13 protein-coding genes are annotated in these 14,378 nt (G+C 69.7%); 3 read left to right on the top strand and 10 right to left on the bottom strand.

Translation table 11 applies throughout. The features are described from left to right. Positions 1 to 5: 5 nt before the first annotated feature. The 4 genes from LCL61_RS21605 to LCL61_RS21590 form a co-directional block, all read right to left on the bottom strand. Complete coding sequence (locus LCL61_RS21605; protein ID WP_340681370.1) at positions 6 to 1,595, bottom strand: ABC transporter permease; 1,590 nt, start codon at positions 1,593 to 1,595, stop codon at positions 6 to 8. Then, positions 1,592 to 2,488, bottom strand: coding sequence for an ABC transporter ATP-binding protein (locus LCL61_RS21600; protein WP_340681369.1), 897 nt, complete (start codon positions 2,486 to 2,488; stop codon positions 1,592 to 1,594). The genes LCL61_RS21605 and LCL61_RS21600 overlap by 4 nt, the downstream gene beginning before the upstream one ends. Further along, a complete protein-coding gene (gene ppsA, locus LCL61_RS21595) occupies positions 2,485 to 4,725 on the bottom strand; it encodes a phosphoenolpyruvate synthase (protein WP_340681368.1) in 2,241 nt (746 codons plus the stop codon). Before ppsA ends, LCL61_RS21600 begins: the two co-directional genes overlap by 4 nt. A 120-nt stretch (positions 4,726 to 4,845) precedes the next feature. Continuing rightward, positions 4,846 to 5,112: a DUF1876 domain-containing protein gene (locus LCL61_RS21590; RefSeq protein ID WP_340681367.1), complete on the bottom strand. Its 267-nt coding sequence runs from the start codon at positions 5,110 to 5,112 to the stop codon at positions 4,846 to 4,848. Positions 5,113 to 5,313: 201 nt separating this feature from the next. Here LCL61_RS21590 and LCL61_RS21585 point away from each other — a divergent pair, with 201 nt between their 5' ends. Continuing rightward, complete coding sequence (locus LCL61_RS21585) at positions 5,314 to 6,489, top strand: site-2 protease family protein (protein WP_340681366.1); 1,176 nt, start codon at positions 5,314 to 5,316, stop codon at positions 6,487 to 6,489. 214 nt (positions 6,490 to 6,703) lie between these two features. Here the strand turns inward: LCL61_RS21585 and LCL61_RS21580 are convergent, their stop codons facing one another. Genes LCL61_RS21580 through LCL61_RS21565 form a run of 4 tightly spaced genes read right to left on the bottom strand, consistent with a single transcriptional unit; the run spans position 6,704 to position 10,723 of the window. Beyond that, the gene (locus LCL61_RS21580) at positions 6,704 to 8,965 is read right to left on the bottom strand and encodes a heavy metal translocating P-type ATPase (protein WP_340681365.1); all 2,262 of its coding nucleotides are present in this window, start codon (positions 8,963 to 8,965) and stop codon (positions 6,704 to 6,706) included. After that, entirely contained in the window at positions 8,962 to 9,618 is a 657-nt protein-coding gene (locus tag LCL61_RS21575; RefSeq protein ID WP_340681364.1) for a CBS domain-containing protein, read from the bottom strand. The genes LCL61_RS21580 and LCL61_RS21575 overlap by 4 nt, the downstream gene beginning before the upstream one ends. Beyond that, on the bottom strand, positions 9,615 to 9,800 hold the full coding sequence (locus LCL61_RS21570) for a hypothetical protein (protein WP_340681363.1): 186 nt from the start codon (positions 9,798 to 9,800) through the stop codon (positions 9,615 to 9,617). The genes LCL61_RS21575 and LCL61_RS21570 overlap by 4 nt, the downstream gene beginning before the upstream one ends. After that, entirely contained in the window at positions 9,797 to 10,723 is a 927-nt protein-coding gene (locus LCL61_RS21565; RefSeq protein ID WP_340681362.1) for a universal stress protein, read from the bottom strand. The genes LCL61_RS21570 and LCL61_RS21565 overlap by 4 nt, the downstream gene beginning before the upstream one ends. 175 nt (positions 10,724 to 10,898) lie before the next feature. On the opposite strand from LCL61_RS21565, the gene LCL61_RS21560 reads away from it, so the two are divergent. Both LCL61_RS21560 and LCL61_RS21555 read left to right on the top strand, forming a co-directional pair. Beyond that, positions 10,899 to 11,522 (top strand): hypothetical protein, encoded by a 624-nt coding sequence (locus LCL61_RS21560; protein ID WP_340681361.1) that lies wholly within the window; start codon positions 10,899 to 10,901, stop codon positions 11,520 to 11,522. After that, positions 11,519 to 12,097: a hypothetical protein gene (locus LCL61_RS21555; protein WP_340681360.1), complete on the top strand. Its 579-nt coding sequence runs from the start codon at positions 11,519 to 11,521 to the stop codon at positions 12,095 to 12,097. The genes LCL61_RS21560 and LCL61_RS21555 overlap by 4 nt, the downstream gene beginning before the upstream one ends. On the opposite strand, the gene LCL61_RS21550 is transcribed toward LCL61_RS21555, so the two are convergent. After that, positions 12,084 to 13,577: a WS/DGAT domain-containing protein gene (locus LCL61_RS21550; protein ID WP_340681359.1), complete on the bottom strand. Its 1,494-nt coding sequence runs from the start codon at positions 13,575 to 13,577 to the stop codon at positions 12,084 to 12,086. The genes LCL61_RS21555 and LCL61_RS21550 overlap by 14 nt on opposite strands. Further along, positions 13,574 to 13,840 (bottom strand): DUF1918 domain-containing protein, encoded by a 267-nt coding sequence (locus LCL61_RS21545; protein ID WP_340681358.1) that lies wholly within the window; start codon positions 13,838 to 13,840, stop codon positions 13,574 to 13,576. Before LCL61_RS21545 ends, LCL61_RS21550 begins: the two co-directional genes overlap by 4 nt. Positions 13,841 to 14,378: the final 538 nt, after the last annotated feature.

Genomic DNA, 14,378 nt, shown 5'->3' with positions numbered 1-14,378 from the left:
AAGTGTCAAGCCGCGATGTCCCGGCGTCTGAAGCCCGTCACACCGGCCGCGAGCAACGCGCAGGCGACCAGGACGAGCCAGGGAATGGACGCCATGCCCTCCGTCGAACCCGGCAGGTTCGGCAGGTGGGTGAACGGCGAGAGGTTCAGGACCACTTGAGGGACGCCGAAGAGCACGCCGAACTCGCCGACGACGACGATCGCCACGAGCACCACCCAGATCAGGCCGAGCTTGCGCGGGAACAGTCCGAACAAGGCGCAGGCCAGCCCGGCCAGCACCCACACCGCGGGCAGCTGCACCAGCGCGGCCGCTGTCAGCCTGCCGATCTCGGCGCCGGGGTACCCGGTCTGCAGGCCGCTGGCGAGTCCCGCGCCCAGGCCCGCCGCGGCCATCGGGACCACGCTTCCGGCGATCGCGACAACCAGGTAGCCGGTCAGCAACCGGGTTCGCGAGACCGACGCGGTAAGGAGCGGCTCGACCCGGAGCGCCTCTTCCTCGGTGTGCAAGTGGGTGAGCGCGGACATCGCGTACACCGAGACGACGACTCCGGCGATACCCAGTTCCAGAGCGAAGAACGCGTCCGAAAGGGCCTTCTCCCCACCCAACGCGAGAATGAGTTGCTCGGCCCTGGGATTGTCGACGAACCTGCCGATACCGTTGGCCAGATTGCCGATGACGAGGCCCAACACCAGGTAGACCGCCGTCCAGGCGAGCAGACCTGCCCGGTTGAGCCGCCAGAGCAGACCACCGATGCTCCGCAGGCCACGACCGGCGTGGGCGGGGCCGACGCGGTCGGCCAGCAGGCCCGCCCCGAGATCACGGCGATCGCTCAGCCTGACCGCGATCAGCACCAGCACGGCGGCGAACGCGAGGGGAAGTGCCATGACCCACCAGCGTTCCCCGGCGAACGGCCGGATCTGCTGCGCCCAGCCGATCGGGGACAGCCAGGACAGCCATTCCGGGCCGGAGTCCCCGATGGCACGCAGAAGATAGGCGAGCCCGAGGATCGAACCGGCGATACCGGTCGCCAGCCGCGCGGACCTGCATAACTGCGCGGTGACCGCCGCGATCGCTCCGAAGGCCCACCCCGTCGTCATCCAGCCGGCGCCCAACGCCACCGAGCCCGCCAAGGGCAGCCCCGCGACGGCCAGTCCACCGGCGGTCAGGATCCCGACGGCCAGTCCGGTGACGGCGGCGACCGCGAGCGCCGCGGCGAGCGCCGCGTGCCTGCCGAGCACGCCGGAGCCGAGCAGATCGAGCCTGCCGGACTCCTCCTCCGCCCTGGTGTGGCGGACCACCGTGGTGATGAGCAGCAACGCGACCAGTGCGGCACCGAAACCGGTCAGCTTGAGCACCGAGGCGGCACCGAGCGACGTGGGGTCGTAGATGCGGCCGTAGAAGGCGACCAGCGCCGGTACCGCGTTGACCGCCTCGGCCAAGACGGTCAGTTCCCGTTGCGACGGATAGAGGTCCGCGGTGGCGGCGGCCGCTCCGGCGGTGGTCGCCGCGCAGGCGAGTGTCCACAAAGGAACTCGCAGCCGCTCGCGGCGCAGGGCGAGGCGGAACAAGACGCCGGTACCGGTCATTGTGCTCATCGGGACTCCAGGACCGGCGCGCGATAGTGGCGCAGGAAGAGTTCCTCGAGGGTCGGAGCCTGACTCGTCAGTTCCAGGACTCCGAGGCGGCTGAGCGCGGCTAGGACCACATTGAGCTCGGAGTTGTCGACGGTCATCCGGAAGGTGTCCCGGTCGTGGCCGAAGTCGTGGACGCCCGGCAAGGCCGCGAGCCCGTCCGGCGGCCCGGCCAGCCGCACGGTGAGCGACGTGCGCGTCAGGTGCCGGAGCTCGCCGAGGCTCCCAGTGTCGACCACGCGCCCGCCCCGGATGATGCTGACCCGGTCGGACAACGCCTCGGCCTCGGCGAGGATGTGGCTGGACAACAGCACGGTCCGGCCGCGGTCGCGTTCCTCCCGGATGCAGTCGCGGAAAGCGTCCTCCATCAGTGGATCGAGACCGGCCGTCGGTTCGTCGAGAAGGAGTAGTTCGGCGTCTGAGGCCAACGCCGCCACGACGGCCACCTTCTGGCGATTCCCCTTGGAGTAGGTGCGCCCCTTGCGGGTCGGATCGAGGTCGAACAGGTCCAGATAGCGATCGCGAAGACGTGGGTCGATTCCGCCGCGGAGCCTGCCGAGCAGGTCGATCACCTCACCGCCGGTGAGGGTCGGCCAGAGGGCCACCTCGCCGGGCACGTAGGCGAGGCGCCGATGGAGCGACACGGCGTCACGCCAGGGATCCGCGCCCAGCACTCGCATCTCCCCGCCGTCGGCACGCAGCAGTCCCAAGAGAAGGCGCAGGGTGGTCGTCTTGCCCGCACCGTTAGGACCAAGGAATCCGTGGACTTCGCCGGTCCGCACGGTCAGGTCCAGTCCGTCCAGCGCCTTGGTGCGGCCGAAGCTCTTCCGCAGGCCGCGGATCTCGATCGCGTTCATCGGGCGGCGTCCAGCAGGACCCGGCGTTCCGCGGCCGCGATCGCGCTCCGGGACGCGTCGACCGCGTCGGGGTTGACGGAGATCGACGTGATCCCGAACCGCACGAGATGCTCCGCGAAGCCGGGCTTCGCCGAAGGTGCCTGCCCGCACAGCGAGGACGTGATTCCGGCGTCTCGCGCGGTGCCGACGATACGTCCGATGGTGTCGAGCACGGCGGGGTCGGCTTCGTCGAACAGTTCCGCGCAGACCGCCGAGTCCCGGTCCACCCCGAGAACCAGCTGGGTGAGGTCGTTGCTGCCGATGGACACACCGTCGATGCCCATCCCGGCGTACTCGGGAAGCCAGTGCACCACGGACGGGACCTCCGCCATGATCCAGCGATGCAGGCCTCGTTGCCGTCCGAGCGGGCTCGCGTCGATCAGCTCGAGACAGGCCTCCAGTTCCCATTTCGTGCGGACGAACGGGATCATGAGATGCAGGTTCGGCGTCTGTTCGCGGACACGGGCGAGTGTGCGGAGTTCGAGGTCGAACAGGTCCTTTTCCCGTACGTAGCGGAAGCAGCCGCGGTAGCCGATCATCGGATTGCTCTCGACGGCTTCGTAGGCCTCGCCCCCGGCGAGACCACGGAACTCGTTGCTGCGCAGATCGGTCGTCCGGTAGACGACCGGGCGCGTGCCGAAGGGGCGCGTGATCCGCAGCAGGGACTCGGCCATCGAGTCCACAAAGGACTCCTGTTCGCCCTTGGCGATGAGGTCACGGGGATGACGCCCGCCGAGCGCCTCGGTCAGCAGGAACTCCGCCCGAAGCAGTCCGACCCCGTCGACCTGCCGCGCGGCGACCTCTTCGGCGTGCTCGGGCATGGCGAGGTTGACGTACAGCCTGGTTCCGATCGTCTCCGGCACGACGGGCGCCACTACGGGTTCGGTACGCGCCGGCGGCCGGACGTAGCCGGACCGCACCTCGCCGGTGGTGCCGTCGACCGTGACGGGTCCTCGTCCCGCGAGGACCCGTGTCGCGTCGCCGGTGCCGACCACGCAGGGAACCCGTAGCTCCCGCGCGACGACCGCGGCGTGACAGGTCATCCCTCCTCCGTCGGTCACCAGCGCCGAGGCTCGCCGGATGGCGGGTACCCAGTCGGGGTTGGTCATCGGGGCGACCAGCACCTCGCCGTCCCGCAGCTGTCCGCCTTCGGCCGGATCACGCAGCACCCGTACCGCTCCACCGCCGATGCCCGGCGACGCGGCCAGCCCCGTGACGAGAACGTCCGGCGCCGGCTCGCGCCTGGACGGAAGAGTCGTCACCGGCCGGGACTGGACGACCCAGATTTCCTTGCCCGTCATGGCGAATTCGATGTCCTGGGGCGTTTCGTAGTGGTCTTCGATCCTGGTCGCGAGCCGCGCCAGCTCGAGGACGGTCGCGTCGTCGAGGACACGGCGGCCCGCCGTATGCGCGGGAAGCTCGACTTTGACGTCTCCCCCGCCCACCTCGGCGATGATCTTGTGGGACTTGCTGCCGACCCGAGCCGAAACCAGCCGCAGACCTTCCTTGGCCACCAGATAGGTATCCGGTTCTACCGCCCCGGAAACGATCGCTTCGCCTTGACCGAAGACCGCTTCGATCACCAGACGGTCCCGATCGCCGGAACGCGGGTCCGCGGTGAAGATGACCCCGGAGCGATCGGCGGTGATCATTCTCTGCACCACCACGGCAATCGCGGGTTCGCCGGTGAAGCCACGGCCGGCCCGGTATCCGATCACCCTGGGCGAGAACAACGACGCCCAGCAGTCGACGATCCGCTCACGAACGGCGTTGTCGCCCCACACGTTGGTGAAACTGGCGTTCATTCCGGCGAACGAGGCTTCCGCGCCGTCCTCGCCCGTCGCCGAGGACCGGACCGCGATGGGCGTCGACTGCCCGATCCCGTGATAGGCATCGATCACGTCGGTCAGGACACCGGCCGTCATCCCCGCCTGGTGGACCAAAACGCGCAACTGGTCGCACAGGCCTGACAGCTGCTCCGGCGCGTCCGCGGACGCGAGCGCCTTCTCGTGCAGCTCCGCGATCTCACCGCGCACACCCGCTTCGTCGAGCGAAGCGAGGTACGCCTCGCGAAGCACGACGAACCCTGGAGGGACGGAGAATCCGGCGGTGATCAGCTCACCGAGATTCGCGCCCTTGCCACCCGCCGATTCGGCGTCGGCGAGGCTGACCGTCGACAAGTCGCGTACGTAGGTCATCGCTTTCCCTCCGGACGTTGGCCTTCCATGGAATCCATGCTCGCCGGAGGTGCCGTCGCCGCTCTGCTGTCCAAGGTCCCGGCGCGACGGGACTTCGTCCCCACGCCGGGCTTCGGCGGGTCAGCGGCCGAGATGAACGGGTTTGCCGGTGATGCCCTCGATATCCGCCGCGGCCGCGTCGAGCAACCGGTGTGCGAGCTCGCTCAACGCACGGGAGACGGCCAGTTCGTCACCGATCTCGGGCACATTCGCGTCCACCGGATTGAGTCGCGCGGCCCCCACGCCCGTCAAGCCGGTGTCATCCCGGTTGACCAGTCTCGCGGTCGCTCGCGTCTGCGCTTCGTGCTCGTCGATGAAGATCTCCACGGTCCAGCGTTTCTCCTGCATTCGAACCTCCTTGGTCCGTTGTCCGTCCGGGGGATCCACCGTGTTCCGGCGGCGGCACCGGTCGAAAGTGCCGAAGGTCCCGGCTCGGCGGACGGCCCTGTGATCGAGGCTGTTCGGCCCTAGTCGACCGTCCGTGTCCCGAGAACCGTTGGGGGTCCGCTCCGCGAAAACCGGACAGCGACGCCCGGGAAAGGGGACCCGATGTTCCGCACTGCCATCCCGCTCGGCCGGTGGGCCGGAGTCGTCGTACGAGCCCACTGGTCGGTACTCGTCGTGCTCCTTCTGATCACCGATCTCCTGGCGTCGGCCGTCCTGCCTCAAGCTGCTCCCGGCGCGAACACCACGTGGTACTGGGTGACCGGTGGGCTCACCGCGACGGGCTTCCTCGTTTCGCTTCTTCTCCACGAGCTTTCCCACGCCACGGTCGCGCGGCACCACGGTGTGACGGTCAGGCGGATCACGCTGTGGATGCTCGGTGGCATGGCCGAGTTCGAGGGTGAACCACAGACGCCGAAAGCCGATTTCCGGATCGCGGTGGCGGGCCCGCTCGCCAGCCTGCTGATCGGAGGCACCGCACTCGGTGGCGCCTTCCTGGCCGCGGGTGCCCTGCCGCCGTTGCCGGTCGGCGGCCTGGCTTGGCTCGGGGTCAGCAACCTCCTGCTCGCGGTGTTCAACCTGCTGCCCGGCGCGCCGCTCGACGGCGGCAGGATCCTGCGAGCGGTCATCTGGTGGCGACGGGGTGACCGTGCCCGGGCAGGCGCCATCGCCGACAGGTCCGGTCAAGTGCTGGGAGCCGTCCTGGCCATGGCGGGTTTCGCGCAACTGGTCTTCCTGGGGCAGTTCACCGGCCTTTGGCTCGTCCTGCTCGGCTGGTTCCTGATCTTCGCGGCACAGGCCGAGTTCGCCGCCGGTCCGTTGCGCGAACGGCTCGGCGGGTTGCTGGTGGGCGACATCATGAACTCCGCACCGGTGATCGCACCCGGCTGGTGGACGGTGGACGCCTTCGCCGAATACGCCGCGGGTGCGAGTCACGAGCGTGTCTTTCCGGTCCTGTCGTTCGACGGCGTTCCTCTCGGCGTCGTCAGCCTCGGCGATCTGCTCAAGGTGCCCGCCGACGCCCGGTGCGCGACCAGGATCACCGACGTCGCGCGGAAGGATCGGGCGGTCACGGTCGTCGGCGTCGACGCACCGGTGGCCGCGCTGATGGAGCGTGGCTTTCCCCGATCCGGCCGCGATCTCGTCCTGGTCACCCGGGCCGGCGGTCTGGCCGGTGTGGTCGGAGCCGACGACCTGGCGTGGGCGTTCGAAGTGACCGCGTTGGACCACCGCCCTCGGATCGCCGGTGGTCAGGCTTCGAAGCTGACCACCGGCCATTGACTCGGCGCAGCCTCATGCCTTCCGAAACTGCGGCTGGGAAAAGGGCTCCGCAACTCGAGGCGTTGAGCCTGGATCCGCCGTTCCCGCACGACCTTGTGCCGAGCTGCCATGGCGTGATTGAGCACGTAACCCCGCGTGATGGGAGACGGTCCGCCTCTGAGCACGCGAGTTACGTCTCTGGGCTCGCACTGAAGACAACCGCACGCCGCTTCTCTCAAAGCGTGAAGTAGGCCTCTTCCTCCTGCGCGAAGTGGAGCGCGAGAATCGCGTCGAGGCCATAGAGCGTCGCCCGGAGATCATCGACCTGGTCCGACCGGATGCCGTCCGGCGCCTCGTCGAGGTGCCTGCGCAAGCGACGGATCAACCGCTCGATCTCGGTGTGCTCCCGGCTCATCGTGACCGTACTGTCCGGACCTCCCAGCACTTCGGCCAGCGCCGGATACAGCTGTTCCTCCTCGGCCCGTTCATGCGGCAGAAGCCGCTCCGTGAGCAACTTGGCGGCGTGCCGGACCGCGTCGTCGGCGTCCTGCCCCGCGCCCTCAGCCAGTGCGTCGGCGGCCAGGCGTACCGCGGAACGGACCGGCAGCAAGGTTTCGTGCTCACCGGCGAATCGCCGGACCAACCCTTCCGGCGCGCGCGGGCGAGACGCTCGCGGAGCGAGAAGAGCCCGGAGCGAATTCCCGATGACGGCGATGTCGATCCCCTCTTGCACCAACGCCCCCAGCACGGGTGCCAACCATCCGCCCGCCGCCGCGAGCATGGCGAGCATCGACAAGCCGGTGCCGATCCCGGCGCTCTCCACCGCGAGCCGCCTCGCCCGGCGCGCGATGTCCACCGCATCGGCAAGCCGGTCGATGCGGTCGTCCAAGATCACCGCGTCGGCGGCCTGGACCGCGGCCGTCGAACCGCGCGAGCCCAGCGCGATACCGACATCCGCGGCAGCGAGGGCCGGCGCGTCGTTGATCCCGTCGCCGACCATGGCGGTGACCGCGCGCTCGCTTTCCCCGCGCACGAACGAGATCTTGTCCCCCGGGGAGCATTCGGCGTGCAGGTCGTCGAGTCCGAGCAGCGCCGCCACCTCCTCCGCGTTGCCGACGCGATCGCCGGTGAGCAGGACGATCCGCGTCAGTCCCGCCGAACGCAGACGGCGCAGCGTCCGGGCCGCGTCCGGCCTGAGCCCGTCCCGCACCAGCAGCGCGGCGACCGGCTTCTCGTCCTGCTCGACCCAGATCACGGAGGCCAGGTCGAGCCTTCCTCGTCGTTCCACGCCAAGCGCCCAGCCGGGAAGCAGGCTCCCGGACCGCCTGCCCACCCGGACCCTCTTCCCGTTCACCGTCCCCTCGACCCCGCGCCCCGGTGTCTCGGACACGACCTCGGCGGGCGGGACCGCGACTCCGGCGGTCCTCGCCGCCCGCACGACACAGCCGGCGAGCACATGCGGTGAGAACTCCTCCACCGCCGCGGCGATCCCGAGAACGCGATCGGCCGAGTCGTCCGGTGCGCAGACCACTGCGGTGATCTCCGGACGGCCCGCGGTCACGGTGCCGGTCTTGTCCATCGCGAGGGTGCGGACCCGGCCGAGCAGTTCCAGCGCGGCACCGTCCTTGACGACCACCCCCGACCGCGCCATCCGGGACATTCCGCCGGTCACCGCGACCGGTACGGCGAGCAGCAGCGGGCAGGGCGTGGCGGTGACGAGTACCGCCACCGCGCGTGTCGGATCCGCGGTGAACACCCAGGTGAGGGCGGCGATCACCAGTGCCGTCGGCAGGAACCAGACCGCCACCCGGTCCGCCAGCCGCGCGATCGGCGCGGTGGCCGAGGCGGCCTGCTCCGCGAGCCGGACGACTCCGGCGTAGGTGCTGGCGTCGGCGGTCGCGGAGGCCGACACCTCGACGACGGCGCCGGCGTTGACGACACCACTGCGGACCTCTTCCCCCGAACGATCGGCAGGCTCCGCTTCTCCGGTCAGGGCGGACTCGTCGAAGATCCCCGCACCCCGGACCAGCCCGTCCACCGGAACGACCTCGCCGGGCAGCACGACGACCACGTCGCCCGGTAGCACGGAAGTGGCCGGAACGTCCTCGACGAGGTCACCTCGGCGCACATGGGCCGTGGCCGGCGCCCGTGCCAACAGCGCGGAGAGGTCGCGTCCGGCCCGGCGACGCGCGGCCGCTTCGAGCAGCCGGCCGGTCGCGACCATCGCCGCGATGATCGCCCCGGCGAGGTACTCCCCGACCGCGACGGTGCCGCCCAGCGCGAGCACGGCGAGCACGTCGGCTCCCCACCTGCCCGCCCGCAGGTCGGCGAGTACCCAGAGCGTCGCGGGTACGAACATCACCGCGGTGGCGGCCGCCCACAGCACGGAAGCCGTAGCCGGGCTGACGATGCGAGCGATCCCTCCCGCGGCGAGCATCGTCAGCACCCCGGTCAGGAGAAGCGTCTCGAGAGACGGCGGCCATCGGTACTTCGTCATCCGGTCGGCCTGTTCGCCTCGTCGTCCCACTCGAACCTGACCCGATCGTCGACGTCGACGACGCCCGCGATCCGGCGCACCAGCGCCGACAGCAAGACGGCCTGGCTCCGTCGTTCGACCTCACCTCGCAGGGTCACGATCCCGTCTTCCACGTCCGCCCGCACCTCACCCAGCGACGGGCGCCGGATCAGTACCGAGACGTCCCGCAGGACCTCGTCCCGGATCTCCGCATCCGTCCGGACGAAGGCGTGCACGAGGTCGGCCCGGCTGACGATCCCGGTCAGCTTCCCGTAGCGGTCGACCACCGGCAGTCGCTTGACCCGATTGCCCACCATCAACCGGGCCGCCTCCGCGACCGGGAGGTCGGCTTCGACGGTGACCGCGGGACTGCTCATCACGTCCGCCGCCGTACGCCCGTCCGCTTTGGACCTGATACCCGGGACCCTCGGACGCGAGGTGGTGATCGACTCGACCTGTTTGAGCAGGAGGTCGGCTTCCGAAACGACGCCGACGACATCGCGGTCGTCGTCCACGACGGGTACGGCGCTGACCCCCCTGCCCGCGAGGACCCCGGCGATATCCGCGATCGGAGTGCCCTTCCGGACCGAGTAAACCTCCCGGGTCATGACGTCGCGCACGGCCATTCCGGTCATGACGGAAGCTCTTCGTCCTCTTCGGACGGTTCCTCGCGCTTCCGCGCGCGATAGGACTCCGCGGCGAAATATCTCCGCATCGCCGCCTCCGCCAACTCGCCCGAACTACGGGACGAACCGGATCCGGCGGCGATCGCGTCCCGTGCTTCCTTGGCCGCGCGCGCGTTCTCGACGTCGTTCATGTGTTGCTCCCTTCCTTGGAGTGCGAATTCCGAATCCCGGTGTCCACCCGGACGACGGCGACCGGACACGGTGCCCGGCCTGCCAGGCCTTGGCTCACCGAGCCGAGCAGCATCCCGGCGAATCCGCTCCGGCCACGGGTTCCGACCACGATCAGGCCCGCTCGTTCGCCGTATTCCCGAAGGACCTTGCCCGCTCGTCCTCGGACCACCACGCAACCGAAGGGAACACCCGGATACTCGTGTGCCACCGAGGACACCTCGGCGGCCAAGGCACGCCGTGCGGAGTCGTGGACGGCTCTCGATCCGCCGAGACGCCGCACGCCCGGCTCGACCGGGCCCAGCTCACTCCACGTTCTGAGTGCGGTCACCGAGGTTCCCAGCTCCGATGCCTCCTGGAAGGCGAATCGCACGGCGGCCGCCGAGTCGGGCCAGCCGTCGACACCGACCAGTACCGGACCTGGACGCGCGTCACCGTCCCGGACGACCACGAGCGGGCACTGTCCGCGGGCCGCCAGCTCGATTCCCGAAGAGCCGAGCAGGAATCTGCCGACGCTTCCGAGCCCGTGGGAACCGAGGACCACGAGTGCAGCCCGTCGCGATTCCTCGACGAGTACCTCCCTCGTGTCTCCCTCCACGACCTCCGTCGTGATGTCCAGGCCGGGCGCGGCGGCCGCGGCGGTCTTCGCGGCGGCACTCAAGCGCCGGATCCCGGTATCCCGCATGGCTTCACGCACCTCCGCCGCGGTGACCTCCAGGGTGGGATAGTCACGTCCGGCCGATTCGTACGCGTGCACGAGCCGCAACGGAAGGCCGCGACGGCGAGCCTCTCCGGCGGCCCAGCGCGCCGCCTCCACGGCCGACCGCGAGCCATCGATTCCGGCCACCACCGGCTTCGACCGGCTGTCGTCGAACCCTTCTGCCATCTCTCGACCGCCTTCCACGAAGTGCTACGGCCAAGCCTGCCTTCGTCGTGGCGGGAAGGTCAGTGCCTGGCGCCCCGATACGCCGGGTCGTTGGCCCGCCCGGTGCGGGACGTTCGGCCCTCCCGCCGTGCACGGGTTCGGAGAACCCTTTGTCTTTCCGGAGAGGAGACCCGCGATGCCCATCAGCGGAACGCGCTCGCCATCGACGGCCACCGCGGAACTACTGGCCGACCGGTTCGCACCGGAACCCGCCTTTTCCGTGCTCCGCCACCGAGTGGTCGACGCCGACACCGTCACGACCTACGCCGCGATACGCGGATTCGATTTCATGGAGGTGGGCGGCCCACTCGTTCGCGCCGCGGGCTGGGTTCGTGGCCTGCCCGAGCGATTCCGGCGCCGTCGCGGCCCGTCGGTGCCCACCCGGCTCACGTTCGACGACATGGCGGCGGGCTCGGCCTGGGTCATCCTCGGGGAGAAGCCCGGCATCGAACTGGTCGCGGGCGTCGCAGGCAAATTCTGGCAGCCGGTGATCGAGTGGCGGCGAGTCGAGCCCGGCGAGTTCGCCGAGTTCCTCGAACCGGGGTACGGGAAGATCGTCCTGTCGTTGTCCGTCCGCCGATACGGTGAACAGCGCTCTTTGCTGTCTTACGACATCCGGGTCACGCTGACGGACTCCGCGAGCCTCGCTCGATTCCGGCTGTACTGGGCCGTGGCCTCGCCGTTCATCAAGGCCATTCACGCCGCGACGCTGCGGACGATCGCTCGAGACGCCGAGAACGCGTGCCCGGAGGCGCGGTGAGTACCGGCCGCCACCCCACGCTGCTCGACGTCTTCGCGCCACATCCGGCCTTCGTTCTCGCGGAGACCTCGCGGGTCGACGTTCCAGCCGACGCGCTGTACCGGGCGATCGGCGAGCTCCGGGCCGCGGACGTGCGTTCGCCGTGGGTCCGGACGCTCGTCCACGCGCGAGGCCTCCCCGAAGCGCTCCGCGAGCACGGGCACTTTCCCGATCTCGGCGAGACCATGCTCGGTGAACGATGCGCTTTTCTCGGCGAGCGTCCCGGGCAGGAGATGGTCCTGGGTGCCGCCGGGCGATTTTGGACCGCCGTTCCCGAGTGGTACGAGGTCACGGCGGAGTCCTTTCGCGACTTCGCCCATCCTCACAGCGGCACGATCGCCGTAGGGTTCTCCGTGGCGCCGCGGGAGGAAACGGGCTGCCGGTTGACCATCGAGACCAGGATCACCGCCACCGACCCGGCCGCCCGGCACGCGATAGCGCTTTACTGGCACGCGATCCGGCCCGCGGCCCGGCTCACCACCCGCGCGTTGCTCGACACCATCGCCGAGCGCGCCGCCGCGCTCACCGGTTCGTGAGCGCGGCGGCGTCGGTCACCGCGTCTTCCAGCGCGGCGACCAGCAGTCCGGGGTCGGGCACGAGTGACCGATCAGTCCCGAAACCGAATCGCACGAATCCCGCGTAGCTGAACACACAGACCGTGACGGCCTGCTTTCCGCTGCACGGCGCCCAGCCCACGACGCCTTCGACACGAGCCCCGGCGAGTTCGCCCGGCCGGCGCGGTCCCGGGACATTGGTCAGCACGCCCACCGCCTTGGCCGCGATGAACCGCGTCAGCGGTTCCGAGACCACCTCCGGCGCCCTGCCCGCCAGCCACTGGACACCGAACGTGAGGACCGGCTCCAGCGACTCGCGAATACCGGAGACACGGCGATGCACGCCATCCAGCCGCTCCCGGAAGTTCTTCTGCAGCAGAGGAAAGCCTGCCAGTATCAGCGCGAAATCGTTGCCGAGTTCCGGAGGAAGCGAAGCATCGAAGTCCGAACGGCTCACCGGGATGAGCCAATTCAGTTCCGCCTCGCCCCGCCCCGGACCGGCTTCTCGGGTGTACCGCTCGAACGCGGCCATGACCAGGGCGACGCACACGTCGTTCACGCTTGTTCCGGTGGCGCGGCCCACGTCGGCGAGCAGATCCAACGGCACGGCGTCTCCCCAGGCCGCGGCCTTCTCCGGTCGCGGGTCTCCCGACCAGGGCGCGCCGGACGCGGCGGGCGCCAGAAGCCCGAGCACACCGCCGACGGTGTTGCGCGCGGTGAATCCCTGCGCCATCAACCATCTCACCACGGTGGCCGGACGTGACGGCAAGGCGGCGGTCACGACCTCGGCGACCGCCCCGGTGAGCCCCGCGGCCGCGGTCAGGCCGAGCAACGGCCAGCCCAGGGTCACGCGCGCGATCGGTCCCTCCAGCCGCTCACCGAACCCGTTGAGTGCCTTCACCACCTTCGCCGCGGCTCTCGAAGGCGCGCGGGAAAAGTCGGTCCCACGCGGCCCCACCCCGCCGATCCTCGCCGGCCTTTCGTCCCCGTCCACCGGGTCGAACAATCCGAACAGGACTTGGACCAGGCGGATGCCGTCCGCCATGGCGTGGTGCGAGCACAGGACGACCGCCGACCCCGAGCCGTAGCCACGATAGAGCTCCATCGTCCACAAAGGATGCTCCGGGTCGAGGAGCCGGCCTCTCCGCGCCGCGACCAGGTCCTGCAAGACCTCTCTGGTCCCGGGCGCGGGCAGCTCGCTCACCGTCAGATGCCTGTCCAGGCTGAACTCCAGGTCGTCCTCCCAATACCAGGTACCACCTTCGCGGACCGGACGCCGGGTGAACACCGGATAGCGTCCGATCAGCCGGTCGGCGACCACCCGCTTCAGGCGCTCAGGATCCACTTCGCTCGCCGTCCACAGCACGGCCGTGATGAGCATCGGGTTGGCGGGTTCGTCCAGCTTGAGCCACAATCTGTCCTGGGCGCTGATCGGGCGGCGCGGCCGATGGTCACCGGTCACGACCAGTGCCGCACGGCGATGGCCTCCCGCACGGCCGCGAGCCGGGCGCGCTCCGCCTCGTCCGCGGCGTTCTGCTCCGCCTCCGTCACGACAACGGCGTCGGGGCCGGGAAAGACCGTGGACACGTGGTCGTCCTGTGGCCAGCGCACGACGTAGGGCGGTGTTCCGTCCGGATTGCGGACCTCGATGATCAGGCCACGCTGGTCCGGTTTCCCGACCGCTGGCCCTTTGATGACCAGCCAGTCTCCTCGCTGCGCATGCATGGGTTCCCGCCTTCCGCCCCGCCGCCCGGTGTATCCGGTCACGACTCTCTCGGTCGCACGTCGTTCACCGTCCTCCTCATGCCGTCGCCGGTGGAGGGCCGAAGGTCCTCACGTCTCAGAGCCTGTTGGCGGAGCTGAGCCGCGAGTCGAACGTTGTCGTGTTCTGGACGGGCTCGGTGGTGGGGTGAAGGCTCCCTTCGCCGCGTCCGATGCGGTGAAAGGAGCCTTCGGCCCTCGCCGGGCGCGGGTCGCGAGTGGCTATTCGGGTTATCGAGAGGTAAGCCGAAGGCGTCCTGAAGTGTGTCGCGACATGCGCACCGGCGTCGCGAGGGCCTCCTTGCCGACTCTGGTCCCGAGAAAGCCGCAGGCGACAGGATGCCTGAACGGACGGTGTCCACAAAGGACTCCGGCCGACAGGTGGATGTCCGTTTGCTGCGCATCTGCACGGTTTTCGAGGGTTCTACTTTGAGAGGGCCGGGCGTTTCGGGTTCTATAGCGAGGTAAGGCAAACGTGGCGTACCGGAGTTGGCGACCGGAG

The sequence above is a fragment of the Amycolatopsis coloradensis genome (genome assembly GCF_037997115.1).
In the GTDB taxonomy this organism is placed as follows: Bacteria; Actinomycetota; Actinomycetes; order Mycobacteriales; family Pseudonocardiaceae; genus Amycolatopsis; species Amycolatopsis coloradensis_A.
This window is presented reverse-complemented; position numbering and strand designations above follow the sequence as displayed.

What these genes read in the sequence shown, in the direction of transcription:
- LCL61_RS21605 (WP_340681370.1), bottom strand. Translation starts at nt 1,595, where the DNA reads ATGAGCACAATGACCGGTACCGGCGTCTTGTTCCGCCTCGCCCTGCGC.
- LCL61_RS21580 (WP_340681365.1), bottom strand. Translation starts at nt 8,965, where the DNA reads ATGACGAAGTACCGATGGCCGCCGTCTCTCGAGACGCTTCTCCTGACC.
- LCL61_RS21560 (WP_340681361.1), top strand. Translation starts at nt 10,899, where the DNA reads ATGCCCATCAGCGGAACGCGCTCGCCATCGACGGCCACCGCGGAACTA.
- LCL61_RS21585 (WP_340681366.1), top strand. Translation starts at nt 5,314, where the DNA reads ATGTTCCGCACTGCCATCCCGCTCGGCCGGTGGGCCGGAGTCGTCGTA.
- LCL61_RS21570 (WP_340681363.1), bottom strand. Translation starts at nt 9,800, where the DNA reads ATGAACGACGTCGAGAACGCGCGCGCGGCCAAGGAAGCACGGGACGCG.
- LCL61_RS21600 (WP_340681369.1), bottom strand. Translation starts at nt 2,488, where the DNA reads ATGAACGCGATCGAGATCCGCGGCCTGCGGAAGAGCTTCGGCCGCACC.
- LCL61_RS21565 (WP_340681362.1), bottom strand. Translation starts at nt 10,723, where the DNA reads ATGGCAGAAGGGTTCGACGACAGCCGGTCGAAGCCGGTGGTGGCCGGA.
- LCL61_RS21545 (WP_340681358.1), bottom strand. Translation starts at nt 13,840, where the DNA reads ATGCATGCGCAGCGAGGAGACTGGCTGGTCATCAAAGGGCCAGCGGTC.
- ppsA (WP_340681368.1), bottom strand. Translation starts at nt 4,725, where the DNA reads ATGACCTACGTACGCGACTTGTCGACGGTCAGCCTCGCCGACGCCGAA.
- LCL61_RS21590 (WP_340681367.1), bottom strand. Translation starts at nt 5,112, where the DNA reads ATGCAGGAGAAACGCTGGACCGTGGAGATCTTCATCGACGAGCACGAA.
- LCL61_RS21575 (WP_340681364.1), bottom strand. Translation starts at nt 9,618, where the DNA reads ATGACCGGAATGGCCGTGCGCGACGTCATGACCCGGGAGGTTTACTCG.